Below are 21,634 nucleotides of genomic sequence, written 5' to 3' on the forward strand. Positions count from 1 at the left end.
TCATGAAAAAAGACTGATCAGGAAGGAGAAATTTCTCTTCCGATCAAGTCTTTCTTTTGATGTTTATGATGGTGTATTATTCGCCTTTTTCCGCTTCCTCTAGATTCACACGGTATGTTAATTGATCTGCATGAATTTCTTCTAATGCTTTTCCGACATTTTTATGAGATACATATTTATTTAATTGTGGTTTTGCATTCAATTGCATTTTTCTCGCTCTTTTCGCTGCCACAGATACTAAAGAATATTTAGAATCAATTTTTGTCATTAATGAATCAATAGATGGGTATAACATAGTTAATTAGCCTCCAGCATTTTTTTGTATTTTGGTTCTACTCTTTCTCTTCTGCAATGTTCAGCAATAATAATTGCCTTTATTTTTTCACATGCATTCTCTACTGTATCATTTTCTACCACATAATCATACAGATGCATCATTTCTATTTCTTCTTTTGCCGCATTCATTCTGTTGTTAATAATTTCTTCCGTTTCTGTCCCTCTTGTGACAATACGTTTTTTCAACTCCGATAAACTAGGCGGACTTAAAAAAATAAATAAGCCGTCAGGAAATTTTTCTCTTACCTGCTTTGCACCTTCTACTTCTATTTCTAAAAAAACATCTTTTCCTTTTTCCGTTGTTTCTTTTACATAATCAACAGGTGTTCCATAATAGTTGCCGACAAACTCTGCATATTCCAGTAGTTTGCCTTCTTTAATCAACGCTTCAAACTCTTCTCTTTTTTTGAAAAAATAATCGACACCATCAACTTCTCCATCACGAGGAAGTCTTGTTGTCATTGAAATCGAATATTCAAATGCGTTATTTTTTTGTGAAAAAATTTGTTTGCGCACCGTACCTTTCCCAACACCAGAAGGTCCTGATAACACAATTAACAGCCCTTTATCTACCACTTTACTTTCCTACCCTTCATCCATTATTTCATCGCGATCATTTAGTCGATGAGCAACCGTTTCTGGCTGTACAGCCGAAAGAATCACATGGTCGCTGTCCATCACGATAACAGCCCTTGTTCTTCTTCCATACGTTGCATCAATTAGTGAACCTCGATCCCGCGCATCTTGGATAATACGTTTAATTGGAGCAGATTCAGGACTTACTATCGATATAATTCGGTTTGCAGATACAATATTTCCGAAACCAATATTTATTAACTTGATGCTCATGTTTATCTCCAATCTTACAGCGGATGTTCAAAAAGTCACCAAATGATAAGCGGCGAATCTCTTCGTTGGTTTCCTTTTCCGCTACTCACGTATCCAACAGAGGATCTTCAACTAAAAACACTCACGTCCTGTGAGCAACGTTGAAGTCACCACATCCTGTGGAAGTCAGTTGCCGGGAGCTAAACCGCCTCGACCTTCTTGCTTCTAATTTGTTCCCTTTTTGAACACACACTTTTATTTATTTTTGACGAGGCAGCATTAATCTAAACTTGTTTTATTCTATGTTTTGGATTTGCTCTTTTATTTTTTCTAAAAAGCTTTTCATTTCGACTACTTCTTTACTGATATCTGCTGAGTTTGCTTTCGAACCAATCGTATTTACTTCTCTATTCATTTCCTGAAGAAGAAAATCTAGTTTTCTACCGATTGCTTCGTTTGCTTGAAGAATATGGTGAAACTGCTGAATATGACTTTTTAACCGAATCAATTCCTCATTTATATCCGCTTTATCCGCAAATATTGCTACTTCCGTTAATAGTCTCGTCTCTTCCACCTTATCTTGTAAATAGTCTTCTATTCTTGCTTTTATTTTTTCCCGATATGCCGTGATAACTTGTGGAGCCAGCTGATGGAGACGGGTAATTGTCTGCTCTGCCTTTCCTAACAAGTGAAGAATATCATGTTGTAATGCAATACCTTCTGCCGTTCGCATCTTCGTTAATTCGATTATAGCTTCTTCGACAACGTCTAAAATAATTTGCTCCACTTCATTTTCGTTTACTTCTTCATCAACTAACTGAAAGCAATCTTCTTTCTTTAACAAGTCATCAATAGAAATTGGTTCTTGTATAGAGTATCTATTTTTTATTTCCGTTAATAGCTGATGATAATGGTCGAGCGATTTATAATCAACGATAACTTTTTGATTTTTAAATCGATCTCCCTCTACCATTATAAAAACTTCTACCCTGCCCCTATGTATATCGTTTGAAATGGTTTTTTTTATTTTTTCCTCTATGTTTAAAAACTGTTTAGGCATTCGAATTGTTTGCTCACGAAAGCGATGATTGACCGCTTTTATTTCAACGGATACGTTAAAATCTTCTAATTGCTTATTGCTCCTGCCAAAACCAGTCATACTTTTAACCATTTTTCACACATCCATTTTTTATAAAACTAAAGCAATACGTATCCATCTCCTGGATACAAAGCTTCTAAGGTTGAAAAACATATATAAATATTTATTCAAAAACAAAAGGTATAGAGTTGTCTCTGATACCCAGGCTATCGACAAACGCTTGCTTTCTTCGTTACTCGCTTTGCTCGGATGCTCATTACCAGGTAAATGAGGATGAACGACTAAATACGTCACGTCCTGTGACAACGTCGTTCTGACCAACATCCTGTTACCCGCCGCTCCTCACAAATCTTCGTGCCTCGAAAGACAAACGCTTTCGATTAGCCTGAAGTTTGCAAATTCAACTTTGTCAATTATCTGAAGTATAGAGTTGTCTCTGATACCTTTTGGATTATAACATATTTTATTTTGATTTACTTAATAAAAATGATCCTGCCAGTAAAAAAGTTGGAACTGATGCTAAACCGATGATCATTGGCCAATCTTTTGAGTGAATTGGCAGTGTATGAAAAATATTTTGTAAGATAGGTACATAAATAACAACAAGTACTAACAATAAGGAAGAAATAACAGCCCATACTAAATACATATTACCAAATGGATTTCGAGATAGAATCGATTTTTCACTGCGGCAATCAAATACATGGATCAGTTGCGCTAACACTAACGTAACAAAAGCAACCGTTTGGGCATATGCCAAGTTGTCCGGATTATTATTATAGGCAAAAATAAACGCTAAAATGGTAGATATGCCAATCAAAAAACCACGTGAGACAACTTTCCAGCCTAAACCTCTTGCAAAGACGCCTTCACTCGGATTTCTCGGATCCCTTTTCATTACATTATCTTCTGGTCTATCGAGTCCTAATGCCATGGCAGGCAAACCATCTGTTACTAAATTGACCCATAATATTTGTATTGGCACAAGCGGCAGTGGCAGGTCAAGCACCATTGCAAATAACATCACTAGTATTTCCCCTACATTGGAAGCTAATAAATAGCGAATAAATTTACGAATATTTTCATAAATATTTCTGCCTTCAATAATGGCCGCTTTAATAGATGCAAAATTATCATCCATTAACACTAAAGAAGAGGCTTCTTTTGCGACATCAGTACCAGTGACCCCCATCGCAATGCCGATATCTGCTGTTTTAATGGCAGGAGCATCATTTACACCGTCACCTGTCATCGCCACTACATGTCCTCTATTTTGAAACGCTTGTACGATCTTTAATTTATGTTCTGGCGATACTCTTGCAAAAACAGAAACTTCATCTACGACATCTTCTAATTGAGATAAGTTCATATTTGATAAATCTTTACCTTCTAACACTTTAGAGCGTTTATTCGCTATCCCCAGCTGCATGGCAATGGCTTTTGCCGTTATCACATGATCTCCTGTAATCATTACTGTTTTTATTCCAGCATCTTTACATTCTTTTACCGCTGTTTTCACTTCTGGTCTCGGCGGATCAATAATCCCTTGTAAACCGATAAAAGTTAAATCTTTTTCGGCTTCATTTTCATGTAAAATAATTGTATTGGGAGATATTTCTTTAAAACCAATCGCAATCGTGCGAAGTGCTTGTGATGCTAAACCGTTAATAGCATCCTGGACCATTTTTTTCGATCCACTTGCAAATACTTGTGTTTTATTTCCCAGCAAAATAGATATGCTTTTTCCCGTTAATACATCTGGTGCACCTTTTGTCACTACAAATTGTCTGCCAGACGGGTCTTTTACGATAACACTCATCATTTTACGAGTTGAATCAAAAGGAAATTCCTTCGTTATTGTAAAATGATTTAATAGTTGACTTCGTGAGTAGCCTGCTTTCATCCCGGCAACAAGCAAAGCACCTTCCGTAGGGTCTCCATTTAATACATACTCACCGTCTTTTTGCAATATTTCCGCATGATTACAAAGGATGCCAAATGTTAATAACTGCTGAAGAACTTTATCTTTTCGGGGATCTATTACCTTATTATCTTCATAATAATGTCCTTGTGGTTCATATCCAATGCCATCAACTGTCCATGTTTTCCCGCCGCTCCAAACCTTTGTCACGGTCATTTTATTTTGAGTAAGTGTACCCGTTTTGTCTGAGCAAATGACACTGGCACAACCTAATGTTTCAACTGCTGGCAGCTTTCGTACAATCGCATTTTTGCGAATCATTTTTTGAACACCGAGTGACAAAGCAATGGTAACAATGGCTGGCAGCCCTTCTGGAATGGCTGCTACTGCTAATGATACACCGGCAAGCACCATTTCATACAAATCATTTCCTTGTAAAACACCAATTGCTACGACGAGAACGGTTAAACATAATGCAGTAACAATCAAAATTTTTCCAAGTTGTTCTAATCTTCGCTGTAATGGTGTTGTTTGTGATTCAGCATTTTGCAATAGATCCGCAATTTGTCCCATTGCCGTTTTCATTCCTGTTGCAATAACAACACCGACGCCGCTTCCCCTTGATACCATTGTACCCATAAATCCCATATTTTCCATATCACCGAGAGTCAAATTCGCTGATTTAATTGGAGGTACTGTTTTTGGTACAGGGACAGACTCTCCTGTTAAAGCAGATTCTTCCACTTCCAGGCTTCTTGATTCAATGATGCGTACATCTGCACCAATCCGATCTCCGCTTGAAAATTTAAGTACATCACCAGGAACTAATTCTTTCGAAAGAATTTTTATCCATTCCCCGTCTCTTAAAACTTGAACTTGTGGCTGCGAAAGCTCTTTTAATGCCGATAAGGATTTTTCTGCTCTTCTTTCCTGGAAAAAACCAAGAAAGCTATTTAGGATGATAATCGCAATAATCGCAATCGCATCAATATATTCACCTAAAAGCCCTGATATTAACGTTGCTGCTAGTAGGACAAGCACCATAAAATCTTTGAATTGACTAAAAAATAAAAGTAGAGCAGATTGCTTTTCTCCTTCTTCAAGCTCATTTTTCCCAAACTGCTTGCTTCGCTTACTAGCATCATCATTTGTCAGCCCAGCCGAAAAATCAGTATTTAATGTTCGTTCCACTTCTTTTTCATTCATTTCATGATAGTTCATCCGGCCATCTCACTTCCCCCTTTTTCAAATCCACTCGCCAATTAAGAAAAGCGTAAGCGCCTTGGTCAGTTTTGAAGCTAGACACTTGTTTACCTTCGATAATTTCTTTACTTTTATTAAAAGGCGAAGAAAAAACGTAGTTATTCTGAATAAAAGTCAAACATTAACTAACCTGCAGAGTTGTCCCAACACCACTCTAAAGAAATCATATTCAACCAAAGATAAAAAAATGCTATTATTATTAGAAAAGCGGAAAAGCCTTGTTCAGGTCCGAAAAACATAAGACGAGCGGCTAAAGGAGGTTGCTCTTTACCTCCACAGACGATTGGCTTATGTCTCGAGGACCTAAGCTTTGGAGCTGGACAATTAGAAAAGCGGAATCGGCTTGAACAGCTCCGAAGAAAAATGTTCATTTGACTCGAAAAGTGCTTTTTACTTTTAGAGGCAAAGGGTTATTTTTCACAAGAGCTAGGCGCTGGAGCTAGACAATGAAAAGCGGAATCGGCTTGGTCAGAGGAAAGTCGGAACCGTACTTACCTGCAGATCCATTTATAAGCAATAATTTATAGATAATATAAAAGATGCATTATAATAAAAGAAACAAGTGTCTGTTTTATGGATACAAAAAGAAAAGGATGTTTATCATGTCATTTGATGGTTTATTTACAAAAGCAATGACTACTGAATTACTAGATAATTTAAAAGGTGGTCGAATAAACAAAGTACAGCAGCCATTCTCAAACGAAATAGTACTGGTTGTTCGGGCAAACGGAAAAAATCAAAAACTCCTGCTTTCTGTTCACCCTAGCTATGCTCGTATTCAATTAACAGAAGAAACATATGAGAATCCAAAAGAACCTCCAATGTTTTGTATGTTATTGCGAAAACATTTGGAAGGTTATTTTATTGAGAATATATACCAAATAGGAAATGATCGAATTATCGTATTAGAAATAAGAGGAAGAAATGAAATTGGCGATATTTCTTATAAAAAACTCATGATAGAAATCATGGGACGGCACAGCAATATCATCTTGGTTGATCAGGAAAAAAATACTATCCTTGATAGCATTAAACATGTTTCTTATGCAGTTAACAGCCACAGAGCTATTCTTCCTGGGTATGAATATAAAGCGCCTCCAGCTCAAGATAAACTCGATCCATTAACAGCAGTAGCGGAAGATGTAGTAAAAACAATTGATTTTAACAGCGGAAAATTAGACAAACAAATCGTGCAACAATTTTCCGGAATTTCGCCACTTCTTGCAAAAGAAATTTTATTTCGTGCAAAGATTGCCAACCGAATTACTTTACCAAAAGCATTTATCGAGCAAATGGAAGACATAAAAAAAGAAACATACGATCCAGCTATTATGTTTACATCAAATAAAGAATACTTTTATTTTCAACCATTACATCATGTTAATGGAGAAACAAGATCGTTTCCTTCCTTAAGCAAAATGCTCGACCGCTTTTATTTTGGAAAAGCAGAGCGAGATCGTGTTAAACAGCAAAGCAATGATTTAGAACGATTTATTGTCAATGAACGGGATAAAAATAAGAAAAAAATAACGAAACTGCAAAAATCACTTGCAGATGCCGAAAACGCTGAACAGTTTCAATTACTTGGGGAACTGTTAACAGCCAACTTATATGCTGTTCAAAAAGGTATGGATAAAGCGGAAGTAGTGAACTACTATCATCCTGAAGGAGAAGTCATGACGATTCCTCTTGATTCTCGGCTATCTCCATCTGAAAATGCCCAAAAGTACTTTACAAAATATCAAAAAGCAAAAAATTCAATTGATATTATTAAGGAACAAATTAGCCTTGCAGAAGAAGAATTAATGTATTTCGAAACATTGATGCAGCAAATCATCTCCGCTTCTCCTAAAGATATTCAGGAAATTCGCGAGGAATTGGTTGAAGAAGGATACTTAAGGGAAAGACAGAAAAAGCAAACGAAAAAGCAGCAAAATAATAAACCTATTTTAGATCAATATTATGCAAATGATCAGACGGAAATATTAGTTGGCAAAAACAATAAACAAAATGATTATTTAACAAATAAACTCGCTGCACGCGATGAAATTTGGCTGCATACAAAGGACATTCCTGGCTCTCATGTTGTCATCCGCAGCAAAGAGCCTTCGGAGGAAACGATTTTGCAAGCAGCCAACTTAGCAGCCTATTTTAGTAAAGCAAAACATTCCAGCGCTGTACCAGTTGACTATACATTAGTCCGGCATGTAAAAAAGCCTAGCGGCGCTAAACCTGGATTTGTCATTTACGATAACCAGCAAACGGTTTATGTAACTCCAGATGAAGAAACGGTTATTTCTTTAAAAAAAGACAAATAGCCTAGATTTTGCAGGCCTCGTGGGAATTGGTAATCTACTCCTTTCCCACGATTTTATTTTTAGATAGAAGGAGCTACATATGAAAATAAAAGGAAAAGTTTTTATACTCCTAATCTTAACTAACTTATTTTGGGCAGGTAACTTTGTATTTGGAAAAATGGTAGGTTCTGAACTTTCCCCTTTATGGATTACTTTTTCAAGATGGGTTTTGGCATTAATTATTCTCTTTCCGCTTGCTTTTTTTCTTGAAAAAAAACCAGATTGGAAATTAGTACGTAAAAATTGGCACTTGCTAGTTATTCAAGGAATACTTGGCGTCATCGCTTATAATCTATTTCTCTATCAAGCATTACGTTACACTTCAGCGACAAATGCTGCGCTCGTGAATACCATTAACCCAGGAGTTATTGTCTTCTTTTCTTTTCTTCTTTTAAAAGAAAAAATGACGACAACACAGATTTTAGGATTATTGCTTTCTTTATTTGGAGCGATTGTGGTTTTAACAAAGGGAAATATTATCCAAATCCTCCATGATAATTATAATGCTGGTGACATCTTGATGATCGGTGCTGTTATCGTTTGGACATTTTATTCGCTACTAGGAAGAAGAATACCACTTCCGCCCATTACAACTACTGCATTTTCTACTCTTTTTGCGATGATGATTCTTGCTCCATTTGCTTTTTATCAAGGAATAGATTTCAGTAAAATCACAACGATAGGAATAATAGGCATTATCTATATGGTATTATTTCCTTCCGCATGTTCTTTTGTATTTTGGAATATGGCATTAAAACAAGTTAGCCCTAACCAGGCAGGAATATTTCTTAACTTAATTCCTGTTTTCACTGCCATCATTGGACTATTTTTAGGGGAAAGCATCTCTAGTCAGCAAATTGTAGGGGGAGCTTTTGTTTTTCTTGGTGTTATTTTAACGTCTGGATTGAAAATAAAGCACAAGCATCTTGAACATCGCCGTACTTTCTGAAAAAGGCTACTGCAAATAATATCAAGGAGCCGACTTTATATAAGTGCTGAAGGAGATTTTTGAGTTTGTGCTTGGTATTATCTTTGTTAGCTTTCTATTAGACAAAAACTCTTGCTTTTTACTTTGTTTTGTCTTTGAGAAGCCTTCTATTAGACTAAATTCTTGCTTTTCTCTTTGTTTTGTCTTTGAGAGGTCTTCTATTAGACTAAATTCTTACTTTTTCCTTTGTTTTGTCTTTGAGAGGTCTTCTATTAGACTAAATTCTTGCTTTTCTCTTTGTATTATCTTTGAGAAGTCTTCTATTAGACTAAATTCTTACTTTTTACTTTGTTTTGTCTTTGAGAGGTCTTCTATTAGACAAAATTCTTGCTTTTTACTTTGTTTTGTCTTTGAGAAGCCTTCTATTAGACAAAAACTCTTGCTTTTTACTTTGTTTTGTCTTTGAGAAGCCTTCTATTAGACTAAATTCTTGCTTTTCTCTTTGTTTTGTCTTTGAGAGGTCTTCTATTAGACAAAATTCTTGCTTTTTACTTTGTTTTGTCTTTGAGAGGTCTTCTATTAGACTAAATTCTTGCTTTTTACTTTGTTTTGTCTTTGAGAAGCCTTCTATTGGAAAAACTTTGTATAGTAGCTAGTGGTTACGTCCTTTAAGGACATGCTCAATGAGTACTGGGTAAACACTCTCCATCAAGGTTTTCTATTCATAGAAGGACCATCGCCTGGTCCCTGCAATTTTAAAGTTTTTTTCTAAAATTCTACTGATCCTCTTCTTAGACTTTACCACTTTACACCACTCATAAATAATATTAGTAGTTATTTTTCGATCAGGAAAAAGGAGCTTAAATTCGTTTACACTTCGAAGTACCGCAGCTTCAATCTCTTCTTCGTGTCCACACTCTTCACAGATACATTTCTTTCCTTCAACCAATATGGAAAATGAGCTGCACCCTGCACAAGTGATTCCCTTTTGCAGCTGATTATATTCAAAGAATGGCAGTTGTTTATAAGGAGATTCTTTTATATGCAGAGAAATTAATTTATCAGCAATCATCTTATGTTTTCCATTTAACTGTGAAAATGTTTTCTGAAGTTTTTGCAAATAGCGGTTGACCTGAGTAGGGAAAATAAATGGCTTGCCTTGAGGTGCTTGGTAGAGGGTGAATTCGGGGTTAATAAAAACGACCGATGCATTAATAGGAGAATTACAGCCAAGATTGTCTAACAACTGGCGCAACAAAGATTCGCTTCTCCTTAATTGATGTAGTGGATTAATAATTTCAGATTTTGGTATTTTGTATAATCGATCTGATTCGTAATAATAATCCCCTTCATAATTTTTCACTTCGAAAAAATAAATGGCTTCAGACATAATAATCAGGGAGTCAATTTGGAATAAAGTGTTATTTATTTTAAACAATAAATCATTTAAAATATAGCATTCACACTCAAGCTTTTCTGTTAAAATATCAAACATTTTCTCCCCTTCATAGCCCTTTTTGAGATTGAAAAAATATTGCTTGTCTTTCGCAAACAAATCCATTCGAGTGTTTAAAAATTGCAAAATTAGTTGTTCACTAGATTCAGCACGAGATTTATAGAGCATCGTACACATCCTTTCTTCTAAATCTATTTTATTAAAATCTACTGGTATATCCAATGAATATTTTGTTAAAAAAAGGTGCATCCACGCAAGAGATGCACCCATTATTTATTACTTCCCTGCCCATTCAGCAGGGTTTTCTTTCCAAGCTTGCAAGCTTGCTAAATCTTCCTCTTTAATATAACCGCTTTTTTGTGCTACTTCTAACAAACTAGAATAATCGGTCAAAGAGTATGCCTCAATATTTGCATCTTCTAATAATTCTTTTCCTTTTGGAAGCTCGTATGTAAAAATAGATACAACACCTAACACTTCGCATCCTGCTTCACGAAGGCCGTTCACTGCTGTAATGACGCTTCCACCTGTTGAAATAAGGTCTTCTACTACAACTACTTTTTGCCCTTTTTCAATTTTTCCTTCAATTTGATTTCCTTTGCCGTGTTCTTTTGCTTTGGAACGAACATAACACATTGGAAGATCAAGTACATCACTTACCCAAGCTGCATGAGGTATTCCTGCGGTTGCAGTTCCAGCAACGACGTCTGTTTCCGGAAATTTTTCTTTAATTAAGTTTGCAAGTCCATTTGCAATTTCTTTACGAACTTCTGGATAAGATAGTGTTAATCGATTGTCACAATATATTGGTGACTTTATGCCTGAAGCCCATGTAAATGGATTATTTGGCTGTAAAAATACAGCTTTGATTTTTAACAATTGCTCTGCGATGTTGTGTTTCATTGTGTAACACCCTCCCACTCATTTTTAAAACGTACATAACTTTCATATGGATTATCACTTCTTGTAATAGATCTTCCGACAACAATCGCGGATACACCATTATTTCTAGCCGTTTTCGGTGTTGCTACACGCACTTGATCTTGGACGTTGTCTGAGTCTAAGCGAATTCCAGGTGTCACTGTTAAGAAAGAATGTCCTAATTGCTCTCGAATACTTGCAGCTTCCAATGTGGAGCATACTACTCCATCAAGTCCTGCCTGCTTTGTAATTGTTGCATAGTGTAATACCGATTGTAACAACGGCACTTTGATTAATTGCTCGTTTTGCATTTGTGCTTCAGAAGTGCTCGTTAATTGCGTTACTGCAATACAACGAGGACGAATTTTTCCAGCCGGTGTTCCTGCTTCTAATCCTTCTAATGCACCTTCCATCATCGGCACTCCCCCAGCGGCATGCACGTTGACAAGATCCACACCTAATCCTGCTAAATTTCTCATCGCACTTTTTACAGTATTCGGTATATCATGAAGCTTTAAATCTAGGAAAATTTGATGGTTCTGCTCTTTTAAGCGTTCGATGATGCCAGGCCCTTCTTTGTAAAATAACTCCATGCCTACTTTTACAAATAACGGCTCTCCATTAAATTTTTTTAAGAAGGAAAAAACCTCTTCCTTCTCTGCAAAATCAAGGGCGATGATAAGTGAGTTGTTCATTTTTTCCCCAGCTCCTTCCCGTACATTCAGATATATGTTCAAATCCATAACGATCTAATAATGCAGGCAATTCGTCAATGATTTTTGGACAAATAAAAGGATCGACAAAATTGGTAGTACCTACCGCAACTGCACTAGCACCAGCATAGAAAAATTCTAGAACATCTTCTGCTGTCGCAACGCCGCCCATGCCAATAATCGGCAAATCAACTGCTTGGCTCACTTCATAAATCATCCGAATGGCAACAGGTTTAATGGAAGGTCCAGATAAACCGCCCGTTTTATTTGCTAAAATCGGCTTGCCTGTTTTTAAATCCAAACGCATCCCAAGCAGCGTATTAATCATGGTGATACCGTCTGCACCACCTGCTTCTACTGCTTTCGCCATTTCTACAATATTTGTTACATTAGGAGACAGCTTAACGTAAACAGGTACTTGTGAAGCTTCTTTTACCTTTTTCGTCAAGTTTTTTGCCACTTCTGGTACCGTTCCAAACATAATTCCACCTGTTTTAACATTTGGACAAGAAATATTCAGTTCTAACGCATGTACATTTGGCGCTTTTGAAATTTCTTTTGCAACTTCTACATAATCCTCTTCTAAGGAACCAGCTACATTTGCAATGATAGGAACATCATAATTTGCAAGCCATGGCAGCTCTTCCCCAAGAACTTTTGTTAAACCAGGATTTTGCAGTCCAATCGCATTTAGCATGCCAGAGTTTGTTTCCGCAACACGTGGTGTCGGATTGCCAAATCTAGGTTCTGCTGTTGTTGCTTTAATCATGATGGCGCCAAGTTTGCTTAAATCATAAAGATTGCTGAATTCTCTTCCAAACCCAAAGCATCCGGATGCTGGCATAATTGGATTTTTTAAGTTTAAACCAGGAAGTTCTACTTGTAATCGATTCATATTACTACCTCCCCTGCCTTAAATACCGGTCCATCTGTACAAACTTTTTTATACGTGTATCCAGTTGGATCATCTGCTTTATGACACACACATGCAAAACATGCACCGATTCCGCAGCCCATTCGTTCTTCCAATGAAATAAATACTTTTTTATCAGGGAACGATTTTTCAAGGTTGCGAAGCATCGGTGTTGGTCCACAAGAATATAAAATATCAAAGTTTAATCCTTGCTGTGCAATTACATCCGTTACAAAACCTTTTGTTCCATGTGTTCCATCGACAGTAGCAACATATGTATTTCCCAATGCTTGAAATTCTTTTTCATAAAAAACAACAGACGAAGTTTGAAAACCAAGCACGGTGATTACATTTACGCCTTTTTCTACTAAGCGGTGTGCAAGTTCATACAAAGGTGGTACACCAATTCCACCGCCAACTAAAAGGGCTGTTTCACCAGCAGTTGCTTCCTCTACTGGAAATCCATTTCCAAGCGGTCCGAGTACATCCACTAACTCTCCAGCCTTTTTCTCACCTAAAAGCTGTGTCCCTCTTCCTTCTTTTCGGTAAATCATCGTAAAAGTAAGATTTTTGTCATCGATTCGCGAAATACTAATTGGTCTTCTTAACAACGGCTCCAATGTATCTCCTACTTTTAAATGCACAAATCTTCCCGGTTCTCCAATTTCATGAACAAGCTCACCTCTAAGGGTGAGCTCCATTATATTTTCGGCAATTTCCGTATGTTTTACGACCGTACATAGTTCGTTTTTTATCATGAGAACACTGCCTCCAAGCTTTTTTGGTCTGCGTTCATCGCTTCAGCAGAAAAAGTCATGCTTTCGACAACACGCAAAATCGCTTCTGCTGTATCCAATGAAGTTAAACAAGGTATACCATTTTCGACAGATTCTCTTCTAATTCTAAATCCATCACGTGCTGGCTGGCTGCCTTTTGAGAAAGTATTGATCACAAATTGTGTTTGTCCATTTCGAATAACATCAATTAACGTCGTACCTTCTCCACCGATTTTATCTACTACTCTCACTGGAATATTATTTTTCTCTAAAAATGCTGCCGTACCACTTGTTGCCATTAAGCTATAGCCGATGTTTGCAAACCTTTTTGCAAGCAGCAATGCTTCTTCCTTATCTTTATCCCCAATGGTCATTAAGACTGTTCCAAATGTTTGGATTTTCATTCCAGATGCTACTAAACCTTTATATAAAGCTTTTTCCAATGTATAATCTTTACCCATTACTTCACCAGTTGACTTCATTTCCGGTCCAAGCGTAATGTCAACTCTTCTTAATTTAGCAAAAGAGAATACCGGCACTTTTACATAAACTCCATCTTTTTCCGGTACTAACCCTGAAGAATATCCAAGACCTTCTAATGTTTCTCCTAAAATAACTTTTGTTGCGATTTTTGCCATCGGTACATTTGTTATTTTACTTAAGAAAGGCACTGTTCTACTTGAACGAGGATTTACTTCAAGTACAAACACATCTCCTTTTGACACAACATATTGAATATTTAGCAATCCAATAATGTTCAGCCCTTTAGCAAGCTTTGTTGTATAGTCGATTAATGTTTGTTTTAATTCATTCGATAAACTTTGTGGTGGATACACGGCAATGGAATCTCCTGAGTGAACACCTGCACGTTCAATATGCTCCATAATTCCTGGTATCACTACATCTTTGCCATCACAAATTGCATCAACTTCTATTTCTTTTCCTGTTAAATAACGGTCAATTAAGATTGGTTGGCCAGGGCTTGCTTTTACAGCATTCTCCATGTAAGGAATTAATTCTGCTTCTTTATAGACGATTTGCATTGCTCTTCCGCCTAATACATAAGATGGGCGAACAAGGACTGGGTAGCCAATGTTTTTTGCAACCTCTACTGCTTCTTCAACAGATAAAGCTGTTTTTCCTTCAGGCTGTGGAATTCCTAACTCACGAAGAGCCTGTTCAAACTTGTCACGATCTTCTGCACGATCTAGATCTTCAAGTGTTGTTCCTAAAATTTTCACACCGCGTTGAACTAATTGATCTGCTAAATTAATGGCAGTTTGTCCACCGAACTGCACGACAACACCTTCAGGTTTTTCTAAATCAATGATATGCATTACATCTTCAATCGTTAACGGTTCGAAGTATAATTTGTCCGAAATACTAAAATCTGTTGAAACAGTTTCCGGGTTATTGTTGATGATAATTGCCTCATATCCAGCTTCTTTAATTGCCCATACAGAATGAACCGTTGCATAATCGAACTCAATTCCTTGGCCAATTCGAATTGGACCCGAACCAAGAACTACGATGCTTTTGCGATCTGTCACAATCGATTCATTTTCTTCTTCATATGTTCCATAGAAATATGGTGTTTCCGATTCAAACTCTGCTGCACATGTATCAACCGTTTTATAAACCGGAACAAGCTTGTTTTCTGTTCTCCAGTTATACACTTCAAGCTCTGTTGTATTCCAAAGCTTCGCTAACTGAACATCTGCAAAACCTTTTTCCTTCGCCTTTTTAGCAAGTTCGAGATCAAATGGCTGTTTCACTAGCTCTTTTTCAAGTAAGATAATGCCTTCCATTTTCTTCAAGAAGAATAAATCAATTTTGCTCCATTCATGTATTGTTTCAATGGATACGCCTCTTGTTAACGCCTCTGCAATATAGAACAATCGTTCATCTCCAGCATTGCGGATTCTTTTTTCTAGTAAAGCATCGCTGATCTCTTCTCCTGATGTTAAAGCAAAATGATATACTTTTGCTTCCAGTGAACGAATCGCTTTTAACAAGGACTCTTCAAACGTACGTCCAATCGCCATTACTTCACCAGTTGCTTTCATTTGTGTACCTAAATTACGTTTAGCAGACTCAAATTTATCAAATGGGAAGCGTGGAATTTTACTTACAATATAATCAAGCGCTGGCTCAAAGCTCGCATACGTTTTTCCAGTAACTGGATTCATCATTTCATCCAATGTTAAACCAACGGCAATTTTTGCAGCAAGTTTTGCAATTGGATAGCCAGTTGCTTTACTTGCAAGTGCTGATGAACGGCTTACACGCGGGTTTACTTCGATAATATAATATTGATAGCTGTCAGGATCTAATGCTAACTGCACATTACATCCACCTTCAATTTTTAATGCACGGATAATTTTCAGTGATGTATTGCGCAATAATTGATATTCGCGGTCACTTAAAGTTTGGCTAGGTGCTACAACAATGCTGTCGCCTGTATGAATGCCGACAGGATCAATATTTTCCATGTTACATACAACGATGGCATTATCATTGCTGTCACGCATTACTTCGTATTCAATTTCTTTGAATCCTGCGATGCTTTTTTCTAATAAACATTGTGTTACCGGACTGTTTTTTAATCCACTTGCCACAATTTCATTTAAATCTTCGTCGTTATGGCATATTCCTCCGCCTGTTCCTCCTAATGTAAAGGCTGGGCGAACAATGATTGGGTAGCCGATTTGTTCCACAAATGCTTTTGCTTCTTCCATCGTATGAATAATTTCACTTTCAGGCACCGGCTCATTAAGTTCATTCATTAAATTACGGAAAAGGTCACGGTCTTCTGCTTGTTGAATAGCAGATAGCTTTGTTCCAAGCACTTCCACACCACATTCTTCCAACACGCCTGCTTCAGATAGCTCTACTGCCATATTTAATCCAGTTTGTCCTCCTAATGTTGGAAGGATAGCATCTGGTCTTTCTTTACGGATAATTCTGCTGACAAAATCTAATGTGATCGGTTCAATATATACAGCATCTGCAATCTCTGTATCTGTCATAATTGTTGCAGGATTTGAATTGACAAGGATTACTCGATAGCCTTCTTCTTTTAACGCCATACATGCTTGTGTTCCTGCATAGTCAAATTCTGCTGCTTGTCCAATGATGATTGGTCCTGACCCTATTACTAGTATACTTTTAATATCATTACGCTTTGACATATGCGGCACCTTCCTGTTTGTGTGATAAAATCATTGAAATAAATCGATCGAATAAATAATTTGCATCCTCTGGTCCTGGTGATGCTTCTGGGTGGTATTGAACAGTAAACGCTGGATACTCTTTATGCTTTAAGCCTTCTATCGTTCCATCATTTAAAGCAATATGTGTCACTTCTAAATTTGTTTGCTTAATTGATTCTTCTTGTACTGTATAGCCATGATTCTGTGCAGTTAAAGCAACCTTTCCTGTTAATAAGTCTTTGACAGGATGATTGGATCCTCTGTGGCCAAATTTCATTTTTTCTGTATTTGCACCACTTGCAAGTGCAAATAGTTGATGTCCTAAACAAATCCCAAATAGAGGAACCTTTCCAAGTACTCCTTGGATCATTTCAATAGCTTCTGGTACATCTTTTGGATCTCCAGGTCCGTTTGATAACATGATTCCATCTGGACTAAGAGCTAAAATTTCTGCTGCCGTTGTGTTGTATGGTACAACAATCACATCACAATCACGTTGATTAAGTTCTCTCAATATTCCATGCTTCATACCGAAATCTACTAATACGACACGATGTCCACGTCCTGGACTTGGATATGCTTGTTTCGTTGAAACTGATTTTACTTGATCATTTCTTAATGCTGTCGTTTTCAGTTGTTCCACTACACTATCTACATTTTCTTCGATGCTGCAAATTATACCTTTTAATGCACCGTGCTGGCGGATAATTCTTGTTAATTTTCTTGTATCAATGCCTGCTAGTCCAGCTATATTTTTTTGTTTAAAATATTCATCAAGGGAAAGTTCGTTTCTCCAATTCGATGGAAAATCGCAAACCTCTTTTACAATAAATCCTTGAATTGCAGGTGTTATCGACTCAAAATCATCACGATTGATCCCATAATTCCCAACAAGTGGATATGTTAATGTAACAATCTGTCCACAATAAGACGGATCAGATAATATTTCTTGATAGCCTGTCATTCCTGTATTGAATACTACTTCTCCAGTTGTGTTTTTATCTGCGCCAAAACCTTCGCCAATAAACACAGTTCCATCTTCAAGAATTAATTGTTTTTTCATGCGTTTACACTTTCCTTTCTCCAAGCAATCTTTCCATCTACTATAGTAGCAATCGGCCATCCTTGGCATTCCCATCCTGTAAATGGAGTATTTTTTCCTTTTGATAAAAAGGTTTCTGGATTGATTTTTTCTGTTTTCTCTAAATCTAAGATTACGATATCAGCTGCTTTTCCTTCTGCAATTTCACCAGATGCCAGTTGGAATGTATCTGCTGGTTTTTTTGCTAAAAAGTCGATTAACTGAGCAATCGTCATTTTCCCTGTTTTTACAAAATGTGTATACATTAATGGAAAAGCAGTTTCTAAGCCGACAATTCCAAATGGAGCACGCTCTATTCCTTGCGCTTTTTCTTCTGCTGTATGCGGTGCATGATCAGTTGCAATAAAATCGATTGTGCCATCAAGCAGTCCTTCGATTAAAGCATCACGATCGTCTTTCCCTCTTAATGGTGGATTCATTTTGAAATTAGGATCTTTTCCTTCAATATCATTTTCGCATAATAATAAATGATGCGGTGTAACTTCTGCTGTTACGCGGATGCCAGCTTTTTTCGCATCTCTAACAACACGGACAGATTCTTTTGTACTAATATGGCAAACATGATAATGACAGTCTGCTGCTTCTGCTAACAGAACATCTCTTGCTATATGCACCGACTCACAAACAGATGGAATTCCGTTTAATCCGTTTGCTTTTGAATATTCGCCTTCATGTACACAACCTTTATTTATAAGGCTATTATCTTCACAATGAGCAACAATGGCCATATTTAAGCTTGCCGCACGTTTCATTGCCTCTAGCATTTTCCCAGCTTCCTGAACGCCTACCCCATCATCTGTAAAAGCAAATGCCCCTAAATCTTTTAATGCAGCAAAATCTGTCAATTCCTCGCCAAGCTGTCTAGTTGTAATAGACGCATATGGGAGAACACGAACATTTGCTGTTTCTTTAATTCGTTCATTCAGACTATGTAAATGTTCAACTGAGTCTGGAACCGGTCTTGTATTTGGCATGTTTGCAATTGTCGTAAAACCACCTTTAGCAGCAGCCATCGTACCTGTTGCAATCGTTTCTTTCTTCTCGCCTCCAGGTTCTCTTAAATGTACATGCACATCGATAAAGCCTGGAGCAACCAATTTTCCATCTGCATCAATGATTTCTTCTGCTTCATTTGTAATAGAAGCAGCTATCTCTTTTATTACCCCATCTTGAATGTAAATATCTTTTGTTACAAGTTCCCCAGTATTAGTAAGTAATTGGCCATTTTTTATGATCATTGACATGTAATTTTCCTCCTTCAACTTTTTGTAGTGATCTTTTTAACACTGCCATGCGAATAAACACACCGTTTTGCATTTGTTTAAAAATTCTAGAACGGCTGCACTCCACTAGTTCATCTGCAATTTCAACATCGCGGTTTACAGGAGCAGGATGCATAATAATACTGCCTGCTTTCATGCGTTTTTCTCTTTCAACCGTCAGTCCATACTTCTGAAGATATTCCTTTTTATCTATGTCTAACGAATTTTCACTATGACGTTCATGCTGAATTCTTAACAGCATGACAACATCTGACGTTTCAATTGCTGTATCGATGTCCTCATAATTTGCATTTTGCAGTAGATTTTCATCAAACCATTCAGCTGGTCCAGAGAATACTACATTTGCTCCAAGCCTTGTTAATGCATCTGCGTTGGATCGAGCTACACGGCTATGTCTTATATCGCCAATTATGCTGACTTTTAAGCCTTCAAAACCGTTAAACTCCTGTTGAATCGTTAATAAATCTAATAATGATTGTGTCGGATGATTTTCACACCCATCTCCTGCATTAATCACAGGAATATTTACCTTGCCAACTAGCTCTTCGAAATAATTATCTTCCTCATGTCTTACAACTACTGCATTTACACCAATTGATTCCAAGGTGCGTACTGTATCATATAATGTTTCCCCTTTAACAACACTCGATGCATTCGTTTCAAATGGAATCACTTCAAGTCCTAGTTTTCTTTCTGCTACTTCAAAGCTGCATTTTGTCCTTGTGCTCGGCTCAAAGAAAAGATTTGCAACAAAACTTTGCTTAGTCGGTTTCCATTGAGCCCCATTCGCAAAATTTTGTGCGTCATTAAGGATAGCTTTAATAGCTGATATGGATAATTCTGCTGTTGTTAATAAGTTTTCCATTAATTTTGCCTCCTTGTTATAAGAAAAGCGGAAGCGCCTTGCTCAGCCCCGAAGAAAAAATGTTCACATGACTCAAAAAGTGCTTTTTACTTTTAGAGGCATGGGGTTATTTTTCACAGGGGCTGGCTGCTTGCGCTAGATACTCATCTAAATTCAAAAATTTTATGCTTTCTTATCTTTAAAAAAAGACACCCAATGAGGCTTATAAGGGTGTCTTAGAGTTGAAAAGTTTACACACCTACATAAGCCGTTTTCGTTTTACTTTAAAACAACACATAGACAAAATTGTGAAACCTTCAACACCCTTAAAAGTCTCTCTGTACTTTTTTAAAAGGTGTAACTTTATTTAGTTTGTTCTACTTTATTTGCTTCAAATAAATCTTCTTTTGCTTTTTCTCTGCCTGGAAGAAGGAGATTAAGCATAATTCCAATGATTGCTGCAAGCGCCATTCCTTCTACTTTAAATTGATCGCCTATATGAATGGATGCTCCACCAATGCCTGTTACTAGAATAACAGATGCAATCACTAAATTGCGATTTTTACTAAAGTCTGTTTTAGCTTCTACTAATATTCTAAGGCCTGATGATGCAATAATTCCAAATAACAAGATGGAAACCCCTCCCATTACTGGAACTGGGATCGAATGGATTAATGCTGTAATCTTACCGATAAATCCAAATATGATTGCGAGTATTGCTGCACCTGCCACTACATATACACTATATACTCTCGTAATTGCCAGTACGCCAATATTTTCTCCATAAGTTGTTTTTGGCGGACCGCCAATTAACGCAGAAATAAGTGTTGCTGTGCCATCTCCAAGGATGCTTCGGTGTAATCCTGGATCTTTTATATAATCTTTTCCTACTACTTTGCTTAAAACAAGCTGATGTCCGATATGTTCAGTTAGCGTTACAATTGCGACCGGTACAAACAATGCTAGTATAGCAGCATTTATATTTACTTGATAGTCAGCAAATGGGAAAATAAAATCTGGCATTTCAAATACGTCTGCTTCTATTACTTGTTGAAAATCCACCACACCAACTGCAAGGGCATATAAGTATCCTACAATAATTCCCGCAAGGATTGGGATAAAGCTGAATACCCCTTTTCCAAAGATCGTAAACAGTATCGTTGCCAGTAATGTCACTAACGCGACGGAAAAGTATAACAAGTTGTATGTTTGGGTGGCCGGGTCATTCATTGCCTGACTTACTGCAGTACTTGCCAATGCTAATCCGATTACCATGATGACTGGACCAACAACAATTGGCGGCAATATGTTCATAATCCAGCGATAACCCACTTTTTTAATAAGCAATGCTACAATGCCGTAAACGATGCCTGCAATAAATGTTCCGATCATTGCAGCACCTGGCCCACCTAATTGTTTAGCGGCTATCACAGGTGCAATAAAGGCAAAGGAGGAACCTAAGTAAGCAGGAACTTGCCATTTCGTAATAATCAAAAATGCAAGTGTTCCAAGTCCGCTTGAGATTAAGGCAACTGCTGGACTTAAACCTATGAGAAAAGGTACTAAAACAGTTGCTCCAAACATCGCAAATAAGTGCTGTAAACTTAGTGTAATCCATTGAGATGCGGAAGGTTTATCTTGTATATCCAATACTGGTTTATGTCTATTCATGCTGTCTCCTC

At 37.1% G+C, this 21,634-nt stretch carries 17 protein-coding genes; 2 read left to right on the forward strand and 15 right to left on the reverse strand.

The genetic code is table 11. The annotated features are described in order from the left end of the window. Window positions 1-76: 76 nt before the first annotated feature. The 5 genes from rpoZ to ACTYA4_RS10600 all read right to left on the reverse strand — a co-directional run bounded on the left by rpoZ (window position 77) and on the right by ACTYA4_RS10600 (window position 5,405). Window positions 77-295 carry a DNA-directed RNA polymerase subunit omega gene (gene rpoZ, locus ACTYA4_RS10580; RefSeq protein ID WP_443481461.1) on the reverse strand — a complete coding sequence of 73 codons (219 nt, stop codon included), beginning with the start codon at window positions 293-295 and terminating at the stop codon, window positions 77-79. Between the two features lie 2 nt (window positions 296-297). Beyond that, window positions 298-912: a guanylate kinase gene (gmk, locus tag ACTYA4_RS10585; protein ID WP_443481462.1), complete on the reverse strand. Its 615-nt coding sequence runs from the start codon at window positions 910-912 to the stop codon at window positions 298-300. A 9-nt stretch (window positions 913-921) separates the two neighbouring features. Continuing rightward, window positions 922-1,185: an extracellular matrix/biofilm regulator RemA gene (gene remA / locus ACTYA4_RS10590; RefSeq protein WP_443481463.1), complete on the reverse strand. Its 264-nt coding sequence runs from the start codon at window positions 1,183-1,185 to the stop codon at window positions 922-924. Window positions 1,186-1,459: 274 nt separating this feature from the next. Beyond that, complete coding sequence (locus tag ACTYA4_RS10595) at window positions 1,460-2,335, reverse strand: YicC/YloC family endoribonuclease (protein WP_443481464.1); 876 nt, start codon at window positions 2,333-2,335, stop codon at window positions 1,460-1,462. Window positions 2,336-2,726: 391 nt separating this feature from the next. Then, a complete protein-coding gene (locus ACTYA4_RS10600) occupies window positions 2,727-5,405 on the reverse strand; it encodes a calcium-translocating P-type ATPase, SERCA-type (RefSeq protein ID WP_443481465.1) in 2,679 nt (892 codons plus the stop codon). A 644-nt stretch (window positions 5,406-6,049) separates the two neighbouring features. On the opposite strand from ACTYA4_RS10600, the gene ACTYA4_RS10605 reads away from it, so the two are divergent. Next, window positions 6,050-7,765, forward strand: coding sequence for an Rqc2 family fibronectin-binding protein (locus tag ACTYA4_RS10605; RefSeq protein ID WP_443481466.1), 1,716 nt, complete (start codon window positions 6,050-6,052; stop codon window positions 7,763-7,765). Between the two features lie 79 nt (window positions 7,766-7,844). Beyond that, window positions 7,845-8,753, forward strand: coding sequence for a DMT family transporter (locus tag ACTYA4_RS10610; protein ID WP_443481467.1), 909 nt, complete (start codon window positions 7,845-7,847; stop codon window positions 8,751-8,753). A 697-nt stretch (window positions 8,754-9,450) separates the two neighbouring features. Here ACTYA4_RS10610 and ACTYA4_RS10615 read toward each other — a convergent pair. The 10 genes from ACTYA4_RS10615 to ACTYA4_RS10660 form a co-directional block, all read right to left on the reverse strand. Next, window positions 9,451-10,356: a nuclease-related domain-containing protein gene (locus ACTYA4_RS10615; protein WP_443481511.1), complete on the reverse strand. Its 906-nt coding sequence runs from the start codon at window positions 10,354-10,356 to the stop codon at window positions 9,451-9,453. Between the two features lie 108 nt (window positions 10,357-10,464). After that, on the reverse strand, window positions 10,465-11,091 hold the full coding sequence (gene pyrE, locus ACTYA4_RS10620; protein ID WP_443481468.1) for an orotate phosphoribosyltransferase: 627 nt from the start codon (window positions 11,089-11,091) through the stop codon (window positions 10,465-10,467). After that, window positions 11,088-11,804 (reverse strand): orotidine-5'-phosphate decarboxylase, encoded by a 717-nt coding sequence (pyrF, locus tag ACTYA4_RS10625; protein WP_443481469.1) that lies wholly within the window; start codon window positions 11,802-11,804, stop codon window positions 11,088-11,090. The genes pyrE and pyrF overlap by 4 nt, the downstream gene beginning before the upstream one ends. Next, entirely contained in the window at window positions 11,776-12,717 is a 942-nt protein-coding gene (locus tag ACTYA4_RS10630) for a dihydroorotate dehydrogenase (protein ID WP_443481470.1), read from the reverse strand. Before ACTYA4_RS10630 ends, pyrF begins: the two co-directional genes overlap by 29 nt. After that, window positions 12,714-13,490 (reverse strand): dihydroorotate dehydrogenase electron transfer subunit, encoded by a 777-nt coding sequence (locus ACTYA4_RS10635; protein ID WP_443481512.1) that lies wholly within the window; start codon window positions 13,488-13,490, stop codon window positions 12,714-12,716. The genes ACTYA4_RS10630 and ACTYA4_RS10635 overlap by 4 nt, the downstream gene beginning before the upstream one ends. Further along, window positions 13,490-16,702 carry a carbamoyl-phosphate synthase large subunit gene (carB, locus tag ACTYA4_RS10640; RefSeq protein ID WP_443481471.1) on the reverse strand — a complete coding sequence of 1,071 codons (3,213 nt, stop codon included), beginning with the start codon at window positions 16,700-16,702 and terminating at the stop codon, window positions 13,490-13,492. Before carB ends, ACTYA4_RS10635 begins: the two co-directional genes overlap by 1 nt. Next, window positions 16,689-17,786 (reverse strand): carbamoyl phosphate synthase small subunit, encoded by a 1,098-nt coding sequence (locus tag ACTYA4_RS10645; RefSeq protein WP_443481472.1) that lies wholly within the window; start codon window positions 17,784-17,786, stop codon window positions 16,689-16,691. Before ACTYA4_RS10645 ends, carB begins: the two co-directional genes overlap by 14 nt. Beyond that, entirely contained in the window at window positions 17,783-19,069 is a 1,287-nt protein-coding gene (gene pyrC / locus ACTYA4_RS10650; RefSeq protein WP_443481473.1) for a dihydroorotase, read from the reverse strand. Before pyrC ends, ACTYA4_RS10645 begins: the two co-directional genes overlap by 4 nt. Further along, window positions 19,032-19,973, reverse strand: a complete 942-nt coding sequence (locus ACTYA4_RS10655; RefSeq protein ID WP_443481474.1) for an aspartate carbamoyltransferase catalytic subunit — start codon at window positions 19,971-19,973, stop codon at window positions 19,032-19,034. Before ACTYA4_RS10655 ends, pyrC begins: the two co-directional genes overlap by 38 nt. Window positions 19,974-20,315: 342 nt before the next feature. Next, a complete protein-coding gene (locus tag ACTYA4_RS10660) occupies window positions 20,316-21,623 on the reverse strand; it encodes a solute carrier family 23 protein (protein WP_443481475.1) in 1,308 nt (435 codons plus the stop codon). Window positions 21,624-21,634: the final 11 nt, after the last annotated feature.

It is taken from the genome of Niallia yueguangensis, assembly GCF_052663115.1.

Coding starts and splice junctions, on each gene's coding strand:
- rpoZ (WP_443481461.1), bottom strand. CDS start 295: ATGTTATACCCATCTATTGATTCATTAATGACAAAAATTGATTCTAAA.
- remA (WP_443481463.1), bottom strand. CDS start 1,185: ATGAGCATCAAGTTAATAAATATTGGTTTCGGAAATATTGTATCTGCA.
- ACTYA4_RS10595 (WP_443481464.1), bottom strand. CDS start 2,335: ATGGTTAAAAGTATGACTGGTTTTGGCAGGAGCAATAAGCAATTAGAA.
- ACTYA4_RS10600 (WP_443481465.1), bottom strand. CDS start 5,405: ATGAACTATCATGAAATGAATGAAAAAGAAGTGGAACGAACATTAAAT.
- ACTYA4_RS10605 (WP_443481466.1), top strand. CDS start 6,050: ATGTCATTTGATGGTTTATTTACAAAAGCAATGACTACTGAATTACTA.
- ACTYA4_RS10610 (WP_443481467.1), top strand. CDS start 7,845: ATGAAAATAAAAGGAAAAGTTTTTATACTCCTAATCTTAACTAACTTA.
- ACTYA4_RS10615 (WP_443481511.1), bottom strand. CDS start 10,356: ATGCTCTATAAATCTCGTGCTGAATCTAGTGAACAACTAATTTTGCAA.
- pyrE (WP_443481468.1), bottom strand. CDS start 11,091: ATGAAACACAACATCGCAGAGCAATTGTTAAAAATCAAAGCTGTATTT.
- pyrF (WP_443481469.1), bottom strand. CDS start 11,804: ATGAACAACTCACTTATCATCGCCCTTGATTTTGCAGAGAAGGAAGAG.
- ACTYA4_RS10630 (WP_443481470.1), bottom strand. CDS start 12,717: ATGAATCGATTACAAGTAGAACTTCCTGGTTTAAACTTAAAAAATCCA.
- carB (WP_443481471.1), bottom strand. CDS start 16,702: ATGTCAAAGCGTAATGATATTAAAAGTATACTAGTAATAGGGTCAGGA.
- ACTYA4_RS10645 (WP_443481472.1), bottom strand. CDS start 17,786: ATGAAAAAACAATTAATTCTTGAAGATGGAACTGTGTTTATTGGCGAA.
- pyrC (WP_443481473.1), bottom strand. CDS start 19,069: ATGTCAATGATCATAAAAAATGGCCAATTACTTACTAATACTGGGGAA.
- ACTYA4_RS10655 (WP_443481474.1), bottom strand. CDS start 19,973: ATGGAAAACTTATTAACAACAGCAGAATTATCCATATCAGCTATTAAA.
- ACTYA4_RS10660 (WP_443481475.1), bottom strand. CDS start 21,623: ATGAATAGACATAAACCAGTATTGGATATACAAGATAAACCTTCCGCA.